A 16,616-nucleotide genomic window follows, 5' to 3' on the forward strand; every position below is an offset into this window, starting at 1 on the left:
AGCTACCTCGCCGGCCTCCACCTCCGTGCCTCGATGATCTGGATCAACGACCTCCTGAAGGCAACTACCTGATCACAACATCACACAGGCCCTAGGGCGGTTGAGGAGTCCGTGCCGGTCCGCGAGGGCCTCGATGATGCGCTGACAGTGCGATCCAGTGCCATCGGACTGTCACATACTGCCTTGAACTGCCGCGACGTCCGTATCCCTGCCAGACAGCCTCTGGCAGAGCGAGGGGGCGACACACCTGCCCTACGCCCTGCCTGCCCGGCCAGGACTTCGAGGCCGTTGCCGCCGCGGGCGGACACGTGGCGAGCACGATGCAGAGGGGCGGCGACAAAGGCCGATCAGCACCCCATCACGTGCTCTTGGATGGCGTGGGTTTGCGTACCGGTCTCGGACGCGCTCGAATGACGGAAGAGCGGAGCCGTCTGCCCGCATCGGTTGGTCGGATGAAGCGGCGGTGCCCGCCAGAGCCCGCCTCGGGCCCTCGGCCCGCCGACGAGGAGCCGACATGGCCAAGGCCGGATCCGCCTGGGCGGTCGGCTGTGAATGAACGCCCTGGCATCCTCCCACTCTCCGTTGCTGCCGGAGATGCTCAGACCGCGGCGACGCCGGTGATCGACGCCCCGCCGTCGCGCCACGTGCGCCGGGCGGCCGATCTGTCGCGGCTGCTCGTCTCCGGCGCCGTGCTGGTGGTGACGGTGCTGCCGGCCGTCGCGGCGCACGTATCCACCCGCAGGATGCAGCAGGGGCTGCTCGACGCGACGACCGCCCTACCGCTGGGACTACGCGATGGTGTCCTCGGGGCGGTGCAGGTGGTTGCTGTCGTCGCGCCGGTGGTGGCCGTCGGCGTACTGGTCGTCCGGCGGCGGGACGACGCGATCTTGCGGGTCGTGCCGGCGGCGGCGCTGGGCGGGCTGCTTTCGTGGTCTCTCGCCTACCTGGCCATGACTCGCAGCAGACCGGGTGTATGGCCACAGGTGCTGGTGGGGCGGGGCGCGCTGGTGGCTGCCGGCTGGCCGCCGGCATCGTATCTGGCCGCCTGCGCTGCGGCGGTCGTGGCGGCAGGCCCGTGGCTGGACACGCGTCTGCGGCGGACATGGTGGACGCTGATCGTCGTATGCGCCGGGCTGAGCGTCGCGGCCGCCGCCATCTTGCCGCTGGAGACAATCGCCGCGCTCGCCATAGGAGGTGTGGCCGGATCTGCCGTGCTGCTGCTGGCCGGAGCCCCGGCGGACCGGCCGGCCCCGCAGGCGGTCGCCGACGCGCTCGTCGCGTGCGGGATCCCGCTCGCCGCGCTGCGGGAGACGCCGTCACCCGATCAGCGCCCCGAGGAGGGGGTCGACTACGGCGCCGAGACCACCACCGGTGCGCGGCTCACGGTACAGGTGCTCGGCCCCGAGGACCGCAACCGCGATCTCTTTCACCGGCTGGCCCGGCTCGCGCTGCTGCGCCACCCCGCCGACACGGACGCGCATACCCCACTCGCCGCGGTCGAGCACGAACTCCTCATGCTCGTGTTCGCAGGCCGTACCGGCGCCCGGGCGGCCGAGCCGGTGATCGCGTACCCGGTGGCCAGGGGCGGCGCACTCCTGGTGACGGTCGAGCACGCCGCCCGTCCGCTGTCCGCATTCCCGGGCGAGGAGATCACCGACCAGATACTCACCGGCGTATGGACGTCCGTGGCCCGCCTCCAAAAGCACCGACTGGCGCACCGGGCGCTCCGCCCGGAACACATCCTCGTCGAGCCGGACGGTGCGTCCCGGCTCATCGCGTTCGCACGCGCCCGGCTGGGCGCCACGCCCGACGCGCTCGGCAGCGACATTGCCGAACTGCTGGCCACCACCGCGACACGCATGGGGGTGCCGCGCGCCACCCAGTGTGCGTTGACCGGCCTCGGCCCGCGGCTGCTGGCGACAGCCCTGCCCTACCTGCAGCCGCTCGCGCTGCTCGGCCCCGCACGACGCGAGGTCGCCCAGTACGACCGGGCCCGCGCTCGTGCGGCGGGAGCGGGTACCAAGCGGCGCGCGGTGCGCCCCGGCGGCCGCCCGAGCCTGCTGCGTGACCTCTCTGCCGCGGTCGTGGAGGCGACCGGTGCCGAGCCCGCTCCCCTCGCGCCCCTCGCACGCTTCACCTGGAAGACCATCTTCGGCCTGGTCGGTGCATTCCTTGTCCTGCACTTGGTGCTGCCGCAGTTCGCCAGTGCCCCGGCGGTGGTGGCCGCGTTGCGAAAGGCCGACTGGTGGTGGGTGCTCGCGGCACTGCCCGTCACCTTCATCTCCCAGGTGTTCTCCACCTGCCTTCAAATGGGCACCATTCCGGCCAGGTTGCCGTTCGGCCCCACGTACGAGGTGCAGTTCGCCAGTTCGTTCCTGAACCGGATCACTCCGAACAACGTCGGCGGCATGGCGCTCAACCTGCGCTACCTGCAGAAGACGGGGATCGAGACCGGGGCTGCCACGGCCTCCGTCGGCCTGCAGAGTCTCCTCAGCGCCGTCTCCAACGCCGTGCTCGCCGCCTGGTTTTTCGCCTGGGCCGGACGACACCACACCGGAGTGCACCTGCACGTGCCGGCGGGCCGGTATGTGCTGCCGGCCATCGCCCTGGCCCTCGCGGCAGGGGGTCTGCTCGGTGTCACCCCGGCCGGACGGCGCTTCCTCCGCGAGAAGGTTTGGCCGTTCCTGCGGGCGGCGGCGTCGACTGTGACGGGGGTCGCCTCCGATCCCGCCAAGCTGGCTCTCCTCGTCACGGGCGCGCTGGGCCTGCCCCTCATCCAGGTCGTCGGACTCGCGTTGAGCGTGCGCGCGTTCGGCGGTGATCTTCCCTTCGTCCAGGCCGGCGCCGTCTACATGGCGGCACGCCTCGTCGCCAACGCGGCTCCTGTACCTGGCGGACTGGGTGCCCTCGAAGCCGGCCTCATCGCCGGTCTCACCGTGCTCGGCGTCACGGCCGGCGCAGCCACCTCGGCCGTGCTCGTCTACCGGCTGCTCACCTTCTGGCTGAACGTCCCACTGGGCGCCCTGGCCCTGCGCGCCGTACAGCGCAAGGGCTACGCCTGACGCTGCCGCCATCGCCGGCCTCGGGCCCCAGTCGGGCGGGTATCCGGTGGATCGCCGTCTGCGCAGATATCGAGTTGCGAGGCCTTCATGGAGCTGGACTGCAGGGGTACTGAGCTGCTGTTCAGGTGCTGACCGAACGAGGGGAGAAGAACAGCGTCGTCATCGGCTCCAACGAATCGTTCGGCTGGACCAGGACATTCACCGATCCGCGGCTCTGCGCGGCCATCGTGGACCACCTCACCTTCGGCGGGAACATCATCGAGACCGGCACCGAGTCCTACCGGCTCGCCAGCACCAGGGCAGCCCGAGAGCAGGACACCACCGCCAGCTACTCGAGCAGCGCGTCGACGTCCGCGGCCGTGGGGTCGCTCCACTCACCGGGGAGCCGTACGCGGATACCCAAGCCGCTCTCATGCCGTCGAGCCACGGCGAGAGCGAGGGACTGCTGTCCGCCGGGCGTCCGGGGCCGGTGACGGGGCGCAGGTTGCGTGATCCCGCCACCCAGAGGACGTTCTGAGCCGCTTTGCCCGATTCGGCTATTGGCCCGGGTCAGGAGGACTGGTGGGCTGGGGAGTCCGGGTGGGGCCGCATCAGTAACAGGTCCTCGCCCCAGGCGACGAACGCCGCGAAATCCAGCGTCACGCCAGGTCCTTGCGCATCAGCGTGCACATCGTCTCGTACCGCTGGAGCGAGCCGTCCTCGGCCTCCACGTCCCAGGAGTCGAGCTCGCGGCCGAAGGCCTGGTAGCCCAGGCGTTCGTAGAGGGCGCGGGCGCGCGGGTTGCTCTCCTCGACGCCGAGTTCGGCGCGGGTCAGGCCCCGGGCGCCGATCCGCTGCTCGGCGGAGCGGATCAGCAGCGTGCCGATCCCGCAGGACTGCAGGGCCGGGTGGACACCGAGTTGCCAGAGCGTGCCGGCGCCGGGCTCGACCGTGTAGTCGATGCCGCCAACCGCCACCGGGAGCCGCACGGGCGTGCACACCTGCTCGGCGCGGCGGAGGGAACGACCCTGCTGATCGACGGAGCGGCAGGCGGCGTCGGGAGCATCGCCGTACAACTGGCGGTGGCGCGCGGGGCCCGCGTCATCGGAACGGCTCGCCCCGAGAGCCACGCGTTCGTCTCCGGTCTCGGCGCGACACCTGTCAGCTACGGTCCGGGCCTGGTCGCGCGGCTGCGTGCGCTCGGCGTCGCGCGGGTAGACCTGGCACTCGACGTCGCCGGAGCGGGCTCGCTGGATGAACTCGTCACCATCACCGGCGAGGCGGCGACGGTGGTCACCCTTGCGGACTTCACCGGACCGGGTCGCGGGGTGCGGCTCTCCCGCGGCCAGTACGCCGGCGAGGCGGACGGACGCCACGGACTCGCCCTTGCCGCCGCGCTCTCCCGCCAAGGACGCTTCCGCGTTCCCGTGCAGGAGACCGTCCCCGCCGCACGGGCCGCCGCGGCTCACGCAGCCGCCGCTCGGAGGCCTCGGCAGGGCAAGATCGTCCTCGACCTCGCCGGGCTTCCCGGTGCAGGCTGACGGCGGCGCGCGGTGGCGCCCTCGTTCCCGTCCTGGTGTTCAACGGAAACGCCCTGCGCCTCGTTACCGGTTCAGGATCCGGGCGGAGAGCAGGTTCGGATCGGTGGCGGTGAAGTAGGCGGCGTTCGCGATGTACACCGTGTCGCCGCGGCGGGCAAGGGAGGTGGGGTTCTGCAGTCCGTCGTCGGCGGTGAGGACCACGGTGTGCGAGCCGTCGGTGCGGACGAGTTCGACCTCGTTGCCCTGGTTGTTGGTGACCAGCACGTCATCGTCGTCGCCGGTGAAGGCGAAGTCGTCCACCGTGCCCAGACCGGTGGCGACGGTGCGGACCGCGCCGGGCCCGCCGTGGCAGCCGATCGGGATGCGCAGCAGTGTTCCCCGGTCCATGTTGGTGACCCAGACCGCGTCGTCGCGGATCTTCAGCCCGTTGGCACCGAAGTTGCCGGGGCCGGCCGCAAGATCAGGGGATTCCTGCCAGACGGTCGCTGCTCCGCCGGTGAGCGGGATGCGCCAGACGGCGCCGAGGGCGGAGTCGCTCGCGTAGAGGAATCCGTGGTGCAGGGCCAGGCCGTTGGGGACACTTGTGCCGGGCATGGCGGCCACCCGGCTCGGGCTGCCGCCAGGCGGGATCCGCCACAGCCCGGTGAGGTCGTCGGTGCCCGCCGAGTACAGGACGTACAGGGTGCCGTCCGGGAGACGGACGATGCCGCCGACGAAGGCGCGGCCAGTGAGCGGCGCACTGGTCCCGTCCGGCGGGGCGGGGAGAGTGGCCAGGACGTCCAGGCCGCCGTCCCGGGTGAGCCGGTCGATCTGGTGGGAGAAGGACATGGTCAGGTCGATGGAGCCGTCCGGCTCGATCGTCAGGTTCTCCGGCTGCCGGCCGGCCGCCAGGTCGAGGTGCCTGACCACCCGGACGTCGTCGAGCGGTGGAGTGGCCGCGGACGCCGGTACGGCGAGGCCCGCGACGGCGGCGGTCAGTGCCGCAGCGAGGATCGAAGTCCTGCCGATGTTGTGCACGGGGTCGTCTCCTTGGTCGTCCCGCGCCCAGGGCGATGCGGGAAGTAATGAGGTGAGGTGGTCGGCGGGTGTCGGCACGGCAGTACCGACACCCGCCGGGCCCTGGTTCGGACGGCATCCCACCCAGTGGGGCCGGTGAGTTCTCAGCGCTTGCCGTGGGCTTCGACCGAGAGCGGCTCCCAGCTGCGCCAGGTCTCCAGCCGCGTCCGGTACTCGGCGGTCGCGGTGGCGAGTGGTCCGTCACCGAGGAAGACCCGCAGCGGCGGCTCGGCCTCGTCGACGAGCCGGAGCACGGCGGCCCGGGTGGCGGCCGGGTCGCCGAGCGTCCCGTGGCGCCGCCGCCTGACCTGCTGAACGTGCGTCAGGAGCTCGGTGTACGCCGGGTGGGGAGTCGCGGTGCGCACGGACGGGCCGCCGAAGTCGGTGGCGTACGCGGCGGGTTCGATCAGCGTGACCTTGATGCCGAACAGTGCGACTTCCTGAGCCAGCGACTGGCTGAGGCCTTCCAGGGCCCATTTCGAGGCGGCGTACATGCCGGTGTTGGGGAAGGCGCAGACGCCGCTGATCGAGCTGACCTGCAGGATGTGTCCCGAGCCCTGCGCGCGCAGGAGGGGCAGCGCGGCCTGCGTGACCCAGAGGGCGCCGAACAGGTTGGTGTCCAGCTGGTCGCGGGCTTCGGACTCGCTGATTTCCTCGATCATGCCGAACTGCCCGTAGCCGGCGTTGTTGACGACGACGTCGAGCCGGCCGAAGTGCTCGTGCGCCGCCCGCACGGCCGCGAAAGCGGCGGCGCGGTCGATGACGTCGAGCCGCTGCGGGAGGACGAGGTCGCCGTACGCCGTGGCGAGGTCGGCGAGTGCGGTGGTGTCCCGGGCCGTCGCGGCCACCCGGTCGCCGCGTTCGAGGGCGGCGGTCGCCCACTCGCGCCCGAAGCCCCTTGCGGCGCCGGTGATGAACCAGATCTTGCTCATGTGTGCTCCAGTTACAGGTGGTGTGCTGGCTCGGGCAGGCCTGCGCCTGTGTCTGGCGGCGCGGATGAATGGCGGCGGTGGGCGGGGCCGGCCGGCCTCGGCGTGTCAGGCGACATCCGCCATGTGCGCGGCCTCGGCCGCCCGTACGGCGTCCGCCGACGCCTGGGTGCGCGCCGTCCACTGGCCGTGGGCCCACATCAGCAGGCCGGCCAGCGGCAGCACCGTCCCGAAGGTACAGACGCCGGACCATCCGTAGGCGGTGTGCAGTGCGCCGGCGACGGCGGAGGAGGTCGCGCCGCCGACGAAGACGGTAGTCATGAAGACGGTGTTGATCCGGGCTCGGGCATCGGCGCGCAGGGCGTAGATCTCGGCCTGGCTCAGCACCTGGTGGCACTGCACGGCGAAGTCCAGCAGCACCGCGGCAACGGCGAGCAGCGGCACGCTGCCGTGCCCGAGCGCGGCGAGCACGAACGCGCACGAGGCGAGCAGCAGCGCGACGCCGCTGGCGGTTCGGCCGTGCCCACGATCGGCGATCCGCCCGGCGACCGGCGCGGCGGCAGCACCGCCGGCACCGACCAGCGCGAACAGGGCGATCTGGACCTGGCCGAAGTGGTGCTCGTCGATGAGCTCGTAGGCGATGGTCGTCCAGAACGTGGTGAACGCGCCGAACATCGTCGCCTGGCACAGGGCCCGGCGACGCAGCACGGGCTCGCTGCGCACCAGCCCGCCCAGGCTGGCCAACAGCGCGACGTAGCCGGCCGCGTGGTCCGGGGCGCGCTGCGGCAGCAGCCGGCGCAGGACGACGGCGAGGGCGAGCATCACGACCGCGGAGATCACGTAGATCGCACGCCAGCCGAGCAGGTCGGCGACCAGGCTCGACACCGTCCGCGCGAGCAGGATGCCGGTCAGCAGACCGCTCATGACCCGGCCGACGACCTTGCCACGCTGGTCGGCTGGGGCCAGGTGAGCCGCCAACGGCACGAGGACCTGCGCGACCACGGACGTGGTCCCCACCAGCACCGAGACGGCGAGGAACATCCCGAACACCGGGCTCGCTGCGGCGAGCAGCAGCGCGGTCGCCGTCACGAGCAGCGTCCGCGTCGCGAGCCTGCGGTTCTCGACCAGGTCGCCGAGCGGCAGCACGAACAGCAGGCCGAGGGCGTACCCGGTCTGGGTCAGTGTCACCACGGTCGTGGCCGCGCCCTGGCTGACGTCGAAGGAGCGGGCGACGAGGTCGAGCAGCGGCTGCGCGTAGTAGAGGTTGGCGACGGTCAGCCCGCAGGCCACCGCCAGTACCAGGGTCAGCGCGGGATTCATCCGCCGCGGTGCGGCCTTCTCGGGCACACCCACCAACTGACGCATATCTGTTCACCTTCCGGACGTTGTTCCGGAAGCAACGCTAGGAAGGCGGCGGCCGACGAAGAAGGGTGTGTTGCACCCCCTCCCAGCCAGGGTGCGACACACCCAGGCTCTCCCCCTGAAGGCGGCGGTACCGTTGCGGGTATGACGAGGGCGAACGAGCTCGGCAACTTCCTGCGCGCCCGTCGCGACCTGGTCTCGCCGGAGCGGGCGGGCCTGCCGTCGCACACCTCCCGCCGGGTCAAGGGCCTGCGACGGGAGGAGGTCGCGCTGCTCGCCGGGGTCAGCACCGACTACTACACCCGCCTCGAGCAGGGGCGCGAACGGCATCCCTCGGAGCAGGTGCTCGGTGCCGTCGCCCGCGCCCTGCACCTCGACGACGACGCCGCCGCGCACCTGTTCCGGCTGGCCCAGCCCGCGCCGCGAACCGCCGCCGGCCCGGTGACCACCGTCAGCCCCGAGCTGCGGCGGCTGATGGACCACTTCCTGGACCTGCCGGCCTGCATCGTCGGTCCGGCACTGGACATCCTGGCCGCCAACCACTCCGCCGGGCAGCTCTTCAGCGGCTTCGCCCGGATGGACAACCAGCTGCGAATGCTGTTCCTCGACCCGGCCGGCCGCCGGTTCTACCGGGACTGGGACCGCGCCGCCCGCGGCCTGGTCAGCAGCCTACGCGCGCAGGCTGCCCCCTTTCCTGATGACCCGCGCGTCGCCCAGGTCATCGGTGAACTCTCGTTGCGCAGTCCGGCCTTCGCCGACCTGTGGGCCCGGTACGACGTCCGGCCGTGCACCAGCGACGACAAACCGCTGTGGCACCCGCAGGTCGGCGAGATGTACCTGCACTACGAGGCGTTCACCGTCGCCAGCGCCCCCGGCCAGCGACTGCTGGTCTACTCGGCTGAACCCGGCACCCCCAGCGCCGACGCCCTCGTCCTGCTGCGCGCTCTCGCCGACGACCCCCGCCCCGGCCGGCCCGCACGAACGGCAGCCAAGGCACCCACCGCGCGCACAACCTGATGACGGAGGGAAAGCTCCTCGCCTGAACTGCGGCCGGTCGGCCCGGAGCCCCCCGGTCGCCATCGATCACCGGGGCTGACGCCTACAACCGCCTGGAGTCGACCGTGGCGGGGCGGCAGGTCGTGAACGAAGACGTGGTCAACCTCCCCAACTGGCTCTTTCTCCGGTTCCGGGCGCGCCGCACGGACGGGACGTGGAGCCCGTGGTTCTCCCCCGGCACGCACACCCTCCTGGACCACCGGCACACCCTGGATCTGCGCCGAGGCACACTCGCACGGTCCTCCCGCCACCGGAACGACGAACTGGGTGTGCTCAACGTCGAGCAGACCCGCCTGGTGCACATGGAGGACCCGCACCTGGCCGCACTGCGGACGGTATTCACGGCCGAAGACTGGACCGGGCAGATCGAGATCGAAAGCTCTCTCGACGGTGATGTGATCAACGGCAATGTGCACCGCTACCGCGCCCTCGACCGCCACCACCTGAACCACGTGCGAACCGGCGCGCAGGAACCCCACACCATCTGGCTGTGCTGCCGCACCAGCACATCGGACATCACCGTCGCCCTGGCCGCCCGGACGACGGTCCGCGCGGACGAGGCTCCCGTCTCATCAGTGCTCCGGCCCACCCGCCACCGCGCCGTCCACCGTCTGGTCGTCCCGATCTCCCGCGGCAGGCCCGTCACCGTGGACAAGACGGTGGCACTGCACACCTCGCGGGACACAGCGATCAGCGATGCCCTCGGCGAGGCCGTCGAGCGGGTGTCCGTGGCGGCGGACTTTCCGGCCTTGTTCGACTCCCATGTCGCGGCCTGGGAGCGGCTGTGGCGACGCACGGACGTACAGGTGCCCGGAGAGGCCGGCCGCATCCTGCGCTTCCATCTCTTCCACGTCCTGCAGACGCTGTCACCGCACACGGCGGAGCTGGATGTAGGCGTGCCTGCCCGGGGTCTGCACGGCGAGGCGTACCGGGGTCATGTGTTCTGGGACGAGCTCTTCGTCCTCCCCTATCTGAACCTGCACCTTCCGGAGGTGTCCCGGGCGCTGCTGAATTATCGCCACCGACGCCTCCCCCGGGCCTGCGCGGCGGCGAGCGCGGCCGGCAGGGCCGGGGCGATGTATCCGTGGCAGAGCGGCTGCAACGGGCGCGAGGAGTCCCAGGAATGGCATCTCAACCCCGCCTCGGGCCGCTGGCTGTCGGACCACTCGCGCCTCCAGCACCACGTGGGTTCGGCGATCGCCTACAACGTCTGGCAGTACTGCGAGGCCACCGGCGACACGGAGTACCTGCACACCAAAGGCGCGGAAATGCTGCTGCAGATCGCCCGCTTCTGGGCGGACCTGGCGGTCTTCGACCATGAGACGCGCCGCTACCGGATCCGCGGTGTCGTCGGCCCCGACGAGTACCACGACGGCTATCCCGGTGCCGCGAAGCCCGGGCTGGACGACAACGCGTACACCAACGTCATGGCCGCCTGGGTCCTCACCCGCACTCTGGTGCTCGTGCGGCGCCTTCCCGCATGGCGGCGTGAGGAACTGTTCCAGCGGGTCCGGCTGAGCGCCGACGTCCTGCCGGAGTGGGAGGAGGTCTCCAGACGCCTGCGGGTGCCCTTCCACCAAGGCGTCATCAGCCAGTTCGAGGGCTACGACGACCTCGCCGAACTCGACTGGGGCGCCTACCGCGCACGCTACGGCACCATCCGGCGGCTGGACCGCGTGCTCGAGGCCGAGGGCGACACGGTCAACCGCTACAAGGCGTCCAAGCAGGCCGATGTCCTCATGCTCGGCTACCTGTTCTCGCCCACGGAACTGCGTGCTCTGTTCCGGCGTCTCGGATACCACCTGGACGACGAGATCTGGCGCAGCACCGTCGACTACTACCTCCAGCGCACCAGCCACGGCTCGACCCTCAGCGAACTCGTCCACGGCCTGGTCCTCGCCAGAGCCAGACGTGCCGACGCATGGCAGTACGTCCACGAAGCCCTGGAGGCGGACATCGCCGACATCCAGGGCGGCACCACGGGCGAAGGGATCCACCTCGGTGCCATGGCCGGAACCCTCGACCTGATCCAGCGCGGCCTGACGGGACTGGAAACACGCGAGGACGCCCTCTGGCTGGACCCGGTGCCTCTCCCAGCGCTGTCCGAGTACGGATTCCCGCTCCACTATCGCGGTCACTGGGGTGTCGGCGTGCGCCGCCGAAGCGGGCAACTGGAGATCGCCGTACCCGACTCGGAAGAGTCGGCGATCCGCGTGGTGCTGGCCGACCGAGCAGTGACCATCGCCCCGGGGGAGACGTGCACGCTCCTTCTGCCGAACGACTGACGCTGCGGCGGTCGCCGGCTCGGCCACCATTAGGATCTCCACTCGCAGTTCGTTCTCCGGTGGCTACGGGCCGGGGCTGCCGCGTCGTTCCGAGTGGCGTGGCGGGGAGCCCGACGTACCGGTATGGAGGGTGATGGCGAGCCAGCACGCCCAACCGACGGGTTGCAGGGCCCAATAGCTGACGGCGCGGTACAAGAGCGTCGCGGCGATCGCCGGGCCGGGCCGGAGACCGTACAGCACGAGCAGTGCGGACAGGCTCGTCTCCACGATGCCGAGGCTGCCCGGGGTCAGGCGCAGGCTGCCGGGGATCTGGGTGAGGACGTAGGCGAGCAGCAGGCTGTGCCAGGGCACGCCGACGCCGAGCGCCCACAGGCTGGCAGCCAGACAAGCGACGTCGAAGACCCAGTTCAGCAGCGCGAACGCGAACGGTCGAAGCCAGGGCCGCAGGCCGGGTTGCAGACCGCGGGCCTGTGCGACCAGCCGGGCGAGTGCCTCCTGACCTTGCTGGATGCGGCGTGAGCGCGTCCCGGCACTCGTCCAGACTCGTCCCGCCGCATGGCGGAAGCCCGAGAAGCGGGATGCCCCGACGACGGCCAAGGCGATCCCCAGGAGCACCAGCGCACCGGCCACGGGAAGCAGAACGGTGCGCAGCCCCGCCGGTCCCGCCGCGACCACGCCGGCGACGAGCAGGACGGCCAGACCGAGTACCGCCAGCGCACCGGCCACCACCAGCACGGCGGCCGCGAGTACCTGCTCCACGCCCCTGCGGCGCAGTTGCCGGAAGACCCAGGCGGCCGAGAACGCCGCCCCTCCGGGCAAGGCACCCGCCACGGCGTTGGCGGCCACCACGATCGCCGTCGTGCGCCGCAGGCTCCAGCAGGTCCCGCCCGCCCCGAGCAGCCAGCGGTACATGGCGGCGAAACACACGATCGACAGCACCTGGCACACCACGGCGCCCGCCATCGGTAGCGGATGCACTCCCGCGATGAGGTGGTAGGCCTGCGCCAGTTCACGCCGCCGCAGGATTGCGATGAGGACCACGGCCGCCGCGAGGAGAACGGCCACCGACCACCACAGCGGGCCTGGTCGCGCGGGACGTCCCTCCGCCCACCGGGCACCGCCCACCGCTTCGGGCTCCTGCCGCCCGGACATCGGCCATCACTCCCGCCAGGCAGCGTGAGGGTTCGGATGCCGAAGGTACGCGACGACTCGGGCCGGCACAGCGCGCCTCGCCGCGGTCACCCGGCACCGCGGTCCCGGTCCCCCGGGCTCTTCCCTGACGTACCCGATGGATCACAGACGCGTCCTCAACATCGCCACACTGATCACCAGGTGCCGAACACGCCCCACCGCATCCATACGGTGCCGGCGGCCCCAGCGGTCGATCGCGTGGCAGACGGGAGCGCACAGCACTCCGTCGGAGACATCCAGTCCGCTGTCACAGCCATTCCGTGCGCGGTTCGCTGCCCAAGCCGAGAACGACGAAATCCGCGTGGAGCACCCATGGAAGAAGTTGCCGTGCCGGAACCGGCTGATCCACGCACGAAGCTCTCCTGCCGGCTTCCTCGCCGCAGTGGGCCGGCACCGGCTCCCCGGCCCACCGGTGTCTCGAGGTCCGACATTCTGATCTCCAGGTGACCGCCTGGCTCAGGATCTGGACACCATGGCTGCACGGATGAGCCTGGTCGCGCCGCTCTCCGCATCTACTGGGCACGGTCGTGAATCACAATCCGCCACCTGCGCCCGGGACTCCGGCTTCATTCCCGAAGTCACCAGGCCCCGTGGCAGGAGCACGGCGCCCGCCGCGCCGTCAACCAGTGCCCGGCCTGGCCATGCGTCTCCAGCATCGCGTGTGGCTCCTCCCGTGAAGACAACCTGCGCCTACCTGCTGTGCGGGGCAGGCAAGTCCGAACTCGCACTGCTGCTGTGCGTGGTGAAGGAGCGCGGTTCTGCCAATCGCCCGCCTCTGGGTCAATGTGGTCGATATCGTCGACTGATACCGGCCGATACGTCACACTGAGCGGCGGAGGGGGACGGGCGCGGCGGCGGTGCGGCGGCATGCCATTCCGGAGTACGCGCTGCCTTGGGGAAGGCGGTGTCGGGATCAGCAGGGGGACGCGTGACACAGTCGCTGCCGGGACAACGGCCTGCCCACGAGCAGGGGTTCACTGGCCGTGCGGGGCTTCCGGTCGTCGTGGTCGGGGCGGGTCCGTACGGTCTGTCGGTGGCCGCGCATCTTCGGGCGGCCGGGGTACCGGTCCGCATCTTCGGTGAGGTGATGGGCAGTTGGCGGCACGCCATGGCCACGGGCATGTTCTTGAAATCGACTCCGGACGCGACCGACCTCTCCGCACCGGAGCCCGGTGGGCGCCTCGCGGACTTCCGCCGGATGCACGGTGAGCCGGAGCTGACCGAGCTGACGCCGATCCCGTGCGACGTGTTCGTGCGGTACGGGATGTGGTTCCAGAAGCGGTACGTCGGCGAGGTGGACCCGGGCCGGGTCGTGACCGTCGAACGGGCCCCGGCAGGTCGAGGGTTCCTCGTCCGGCTGGATGACGGACAGGAACTTCCGGCCGCCGCCGTCGTGGTGGCGACCGGCCTGAACGGGCTCGCCGAGATCCCCGAGGAACTGCGGGCTCTCGCCCCCGAGGGACCTGGTCCGGCTGCCCTGGTCTCGCACACCAGCCACCACACTGACCTGTCTCCTTATGCCGGTCAGCACGTCGCCGTGGTCGGCGGTGGCCAGTCCGCCCTGGAGAGCGCCGCGTTGCTGCACGAGGCCGGCGCCGAGGTACAGGTGCTGGTGCGGGAACCGCGCGTGCTGTGGGGGACTAAGCCGGATCTGGTCCGGCCCTGGACACAGCGGGTGGCCCGGCCGGCTTCGCCCCTGGGTACGGGATGGGTCCTGGCCGCGGTCTGCGCAGCCCCGGGAGGAGTACGCAGGTTTCCCGCGGCCGCGCGCATGCTGCTCTTCCGCCGCGCGTTGGGACCGTCGGGCGGATGGTGGCTGCGGGACCGGGTCGAGAACATGGTGCCGGTCCGTACGTCCACCCGCGTCATCCGGGCGGAAGCGGAGGGTACCGGAGTACGCCTGGAACTCTCCGGGCAGGGCGGGGCGGAGACGGCGCTCACCGTGGATCACGTTCTCGCGGCCACTGGCTATCGCCTCGACCTGGACGCGGTCCCGTTCCTGGCGCCCGCGGTGCGCGCCACCCTGGCCTGCGTCCGCGGCTCGAAGGCACCCAAGCTGTCCGCATGGCTCGAGTCGTCGGAGCCGGGCCTGTACTTCACCGGTTCGCTCGCCGCCCCGATGTTCGGCCCAATGATGCGGTTCGTGGCAGGGACGGAGTTCGTCGCCAGGCGCATCACCCGGCACGCCTCCCGGCTCTCCGTACCCGGCTGATCGACGGCGCCGAGAGCGAGACACGCCGTACCGTCGGGTCAGCGAAAGGCGGAACCCCTCGCACAACCAGCGTTCGCGAGCCGGGCGTCACGATGCCTGTCGTGCCGTGAGGCGCCGACGTACGCCGTAGGCCGCCGCTCCAAGGGCGAGCACCGCCGCTCCCCACGCCACCGACGTCGCGGGCAGGGTGAAGGCCAGGACCAGGCAGCCGGCCAGCCCGACCGCGGGGATGACGCGCGGCGGCTGGTTCTCCTCCTGGGTCAGGGTCCAGGCGGAGGCGTTCGCCACGGCGTAGTAGGCGAGCACGCCGAACGACGAGAATCCGATCGCGCCGCGCACGTCCGTGGTGGCGGCCAGGACCACCACCACGGCGCCCACCAGCAACTCCGCTCGATAGGGCACCTTGAACCGTGGATGCACGGCGGACAGAGCATGAGGCAGGTGACGGTCCCGGGCCATGGCCAGCGTGGTCCGCGAGACGCCCAGGATCAGCGCGAGCAACGACCCAAGTGCCGCCACCGCCGCCCCTACCCGAACCACCGGGACCAGCCCCGGCACCCCGGCCTGCCGTACTGCCTCGGCCAGCGGCGCGCTCTCCCGTGCCAGCCCGTCCGGGCCGAGGACGGCCAGCACGGACACCGCGACCGCCGCGTACACGATCAGCGTGATCCCCAGGGCCAGGGGAATGGCCCTGGGGATCGTGCGGGCCGGGTGCTTCACCTCTTCGCCCAGGGTCGCGATCCGCGCGTACCCGGCGAAGGCGAAGAACAGAAGCCCAGCCGCCTGCAACGCCCCGGTGACGGAGGCGTCCGATCCGATGTCCAGCCGCCCGGTCTGTGCAGTCCTGGAGGTCAGGCAGGCCACCACCACGGCTGCCAGCACGGTCAGGACCACGGCGACGATCGCCCGCGTCAGCCACGCGGCCTTCTGCACACCCACGTAGTTGACGGCGGTCAGCGCCACCACGGCAGCCACCGCGACGGCGTGCGCCTGGGCCGGCCACACATATGACCCCACGGTGAGTGCCATCGCCGCGCACGAGGCGGTCTTGCCGACCACGAAGCCCCATCCGGCGAGGTAGCCCCAGAACTCGCCCAGCCGCTCACGGCCGTACACGTACGTCCCACCGGACTGCGGGTAACGTGCCGCCAGCCTGGCCGATGACGTGGCGTTGCAGTAGGCCACCACGGCGGCGACGGCCAGCCCCACGAGCAGTCCCGAGCCCGCCGCCCGCGCGGCCGGCGCCAGGGCGGCGAAGACCCCCGCACCGATCATCGAGCCCAGCCCGATGACGACGGCATCGAAAACGCCCAGCCTCCGCTCCAGCACAGCAGTTCCACCGCCCTGCGACGCCTGACTCATTCCACACCACCATCTGCCGACATCCGGGACCGCGAGACGATACCTGTCGGGGATGAACAGCAGGTCGCGCGCGTCGTGCTCCTCGACCTGCGAAGATCCGATCGGAGTTGTCCTCGCTCCCGGAGGCAGTCACGAGCCAGACACGAGTCGGCCGGGCATGGTGCTGCTGACCTGTCTGCTCCTGCTGACGGTGGCAGCGGCCGCATGTGCCTGCCGGCTTTACGCTTCCAGTCTCCGGCCGGTGTTACTGCACTCCACGTGCGCTATCGCCATATGCGACCCGGGTCTGTGACCCCGATGCCTGAGTTGCGGCGTGGATCGGGTCCCGGCAGGCTGTAGCTGGCGATCGACCTTGATGACGTGAGGAGGTGATCGGGTTGCAGGACCATGCGCGCCCGTTCAGCCCTCCGAAACGTTGGTGTGGGTGACGTGTGCCGCCCTAATGGCCGGTGTCCCGGTGGGTCCGGTCGTGATTCTGCAACGACCGGTCAAGCCCGGGTATCAACCGGACGAGACCCGGCTTCGCAATCCCCGTCCCGCTCCGGAGCGGATGCGTGGAGTGCTTCTTTGTGAATGCACTG

Annotated in this window: 9 protein-coding genes and 3 pseudogenes; 6 read left to right on the forward strand and 6 right to left on the reverse strand. The window is 71.1% G+C overall.

Annotated features, from left to right (window positions below; all coding sequences use genetic code 11):
- The first annotated feature begins 617 nt into the window (after positions 1-617).
- Both ACWDEN_RS33575 and ACWDEN_RS33580 read left to right on the forward strand, forming a co-directional pair.
- Positions 618-3,062, forward strand: a complete 2,445-nt coding sequence (locus ACWDEN_RS33575) for a flippase-like domain-containing protein (RefSeq protein ID WP_450861606.1) — start codon at positions 618-620, stop codon at positions 3,060-3,062.
- Between the two features lie 84 nt (positions 3,063-3,146).
- Positions 3,147-3,388: pseudogene (locus tag ACWDEN_RS33580) on the forward strand (ATP-binding protein); the annotation flags it as partial.
- 312 nt (positions 3,389-3,700) lie between these two features.
- Here the strand turns inward: ACWDEN_RS33580 and ACWDEN_RS33585 are convergent.
- Positions 3,701-4,042: pseudogene (locus tag ACWDEN_RS33585) on the reverse strand (GNAT family N-acetyltransferase); the annotation flags it as partial.
- Between the two features lie 81 nt (positions 4,043-4,123).
- On the opposite strand from ACWDEN_RS33585, the gene ACWDEN_RS33590 reads away from it, so the two are divergent.
- Positions 4,124-4,582, forward strand: coding sequence for a zinc-binding dehydrogenase (locus ACWDEN_RS33590; protein WP_450861608.1), 459 nt, complete (start codon positions 4,124-4,126; stop codon positions 4,580-4,582).
- A gap of 63 nt (positions 4,583-4,645) precedes the next feature.
- Here ACWDEN_RS33590 and ACWDEN_RS33595 read toward each other — a convergent pair whose 3' ends face one another.
- The 3 genes from ACWDEN_RS33595 to ACWDEN_RS33605 form a co-directional block, all read right to left on the reverse strand.
- Positions 4,646-5,599, reverse strand: coding sequence for a hypothetical protein (locus ACWDEN_RS33595; RefSeq protein ID WP_450861610.1), 954 nt, complete (start codon positions 5,597-5,599; stop codon positions 4,646-4,648).
- 143 nt (positions 5,600-5,742) lie between these two features.
- Positions 5,743-6,570 (reverse strand): SDR family NAD(P)-dependent oxidoreductase, encoded by an 828-nt coding sequence (locus tag ACWDEN_RS33600; protein ID WP_450861612.1) that lies wholly within the window; start codon positions 6,568-6,570, stop codon positions 5,743-5,745.
- A gap of 105 nt (positions 6,571-6,675) precedes the next feature.
- On the reverse strand, positions 6,676-7,932 hold the full coding sequence (locus tag ACWDEN_RS33605) for an MFS transporter (protein WP_450861614.1): 1,257 nt from the start codon (positions 7,930-7,932) through the stop codon (positions 6,676-6,678).
- A gap of 141 nt (positions 7,933-8,073) precedes the next feature.
- Between ACWDEN_RS33605 and ACWDEN_RS33610 the strand changes: the two genes are divergently transcribed.
- Complete coding sequence (locus ACWDEN_RS33610; protein WP_351605353.1) at positions 8,074-8,946, forward strand: helix-turn-helix domain-containing protein; 873 nt, start codon at positions 8,074-8,076, stop codon at positions 8,944-8,946.
- Positions 8,947-9,020: 74 nt separating this feature from the next.
- Positions 9,021-11,270: pseudogene (locus ACWDEN_RS33615) on the forward strand (glycoside hydrolase family 65 protein); the annotation flags it as partial.
- A 63-nt stretch (positions 11,271-11,333) separates the two neighbouring features.
- Here ACWDEN_RS33615 and ACWDEN_RS33620 read toward each other — a convergent pair.
- A complete protein-coding gene (locus ACWDEN_RS33620; RefSeq protein ID WP_450861616.1) occupies positions 11,334-12,422 on the reverse strand; it encodes a lysylphosphatidylglycerol synthase transmembrane domain-containing protein in 1,089 nt (362 codons plus the stop codon).
- A gap of 1,042 nt (positions 12,423-13,464) precedes the next feature.
- Between ACWDEN_RS33620 and ACWDEN_RS33625 the strand changes: the two genes are divergently transcribed.
- Positions 13,465-14,673, forward strand: coding sequence for an FAD-dependent oxidoreductase (locus tag ACWDEN_RS33625; RefSeq protein WP_450861725.1), 1,209 nt, complete (start codon positions 13,465-13,467; stop codon positions 14,671-14,673).
- 87 nt (positions 14,674-14,760) lie between these two features.
- On the opposite strand, the gene ACWDEN_RS33630 is transcribed toward ACWDEN_RS33625, so the two are convergent.
- Positions 14,761-16,035 (reverse strand): APC family permease, encoded by a 1,275-nt coding sequence (locus ACWDEN_RS33630; protein WP_450861618.1) that lies wholly within the window; start codon positions 16,033-16,035, stop codon positions 14,761-14,763.
- Between the last annotated feature and the right edge of the window lie 581 nt (positions 16,036-16,616).

The organism is Streptomyces sp. NPDC001153 (genome assembly GCF_053598315.1).

Bases quoted from the DNA above. Each gene is read 5' to 3' on its own strand.
- ACWDEN_RS33600 (WP_450861612.1), bottom strand. From the start codon at position 6,570: ATGAGCAAGATCTGGTTCATCACCGGCGCCGCAAGGGGCTTCGGGCGC.
- ACWDEN_RS33620 (WP_450861616.1), bottom strand. From the start codon at position 12,422: ATGTCCGGGCGGCAGGAGCCCGAAGCGGTGGGCGGTGCCCGGTGGGCG.
- ACWDEN_RS33610 (WP_351605353.1), top strand. From the start codon at position 8,074: ATGACGAGGGCGAACGAGCTCGGCAACTTCCTGCGCGCCCGTCGCGAC.
- ACWDEN_RS33605 (WP_450861614.1), bottom strand. From the start codon at position 7,932: ATGCGTCAGTTGGTGGGTGTGCCCGAGAAGGCCGCACCGCGGCGGATG.
- ACWDEN_RS33630 (WP_450861618.1), bottom strand. From the start codon at position 16,035: ATGAGTCAGGCGTCGCAGGGCGGTGGAACTGCTGTGCTGGAGCGGAGG.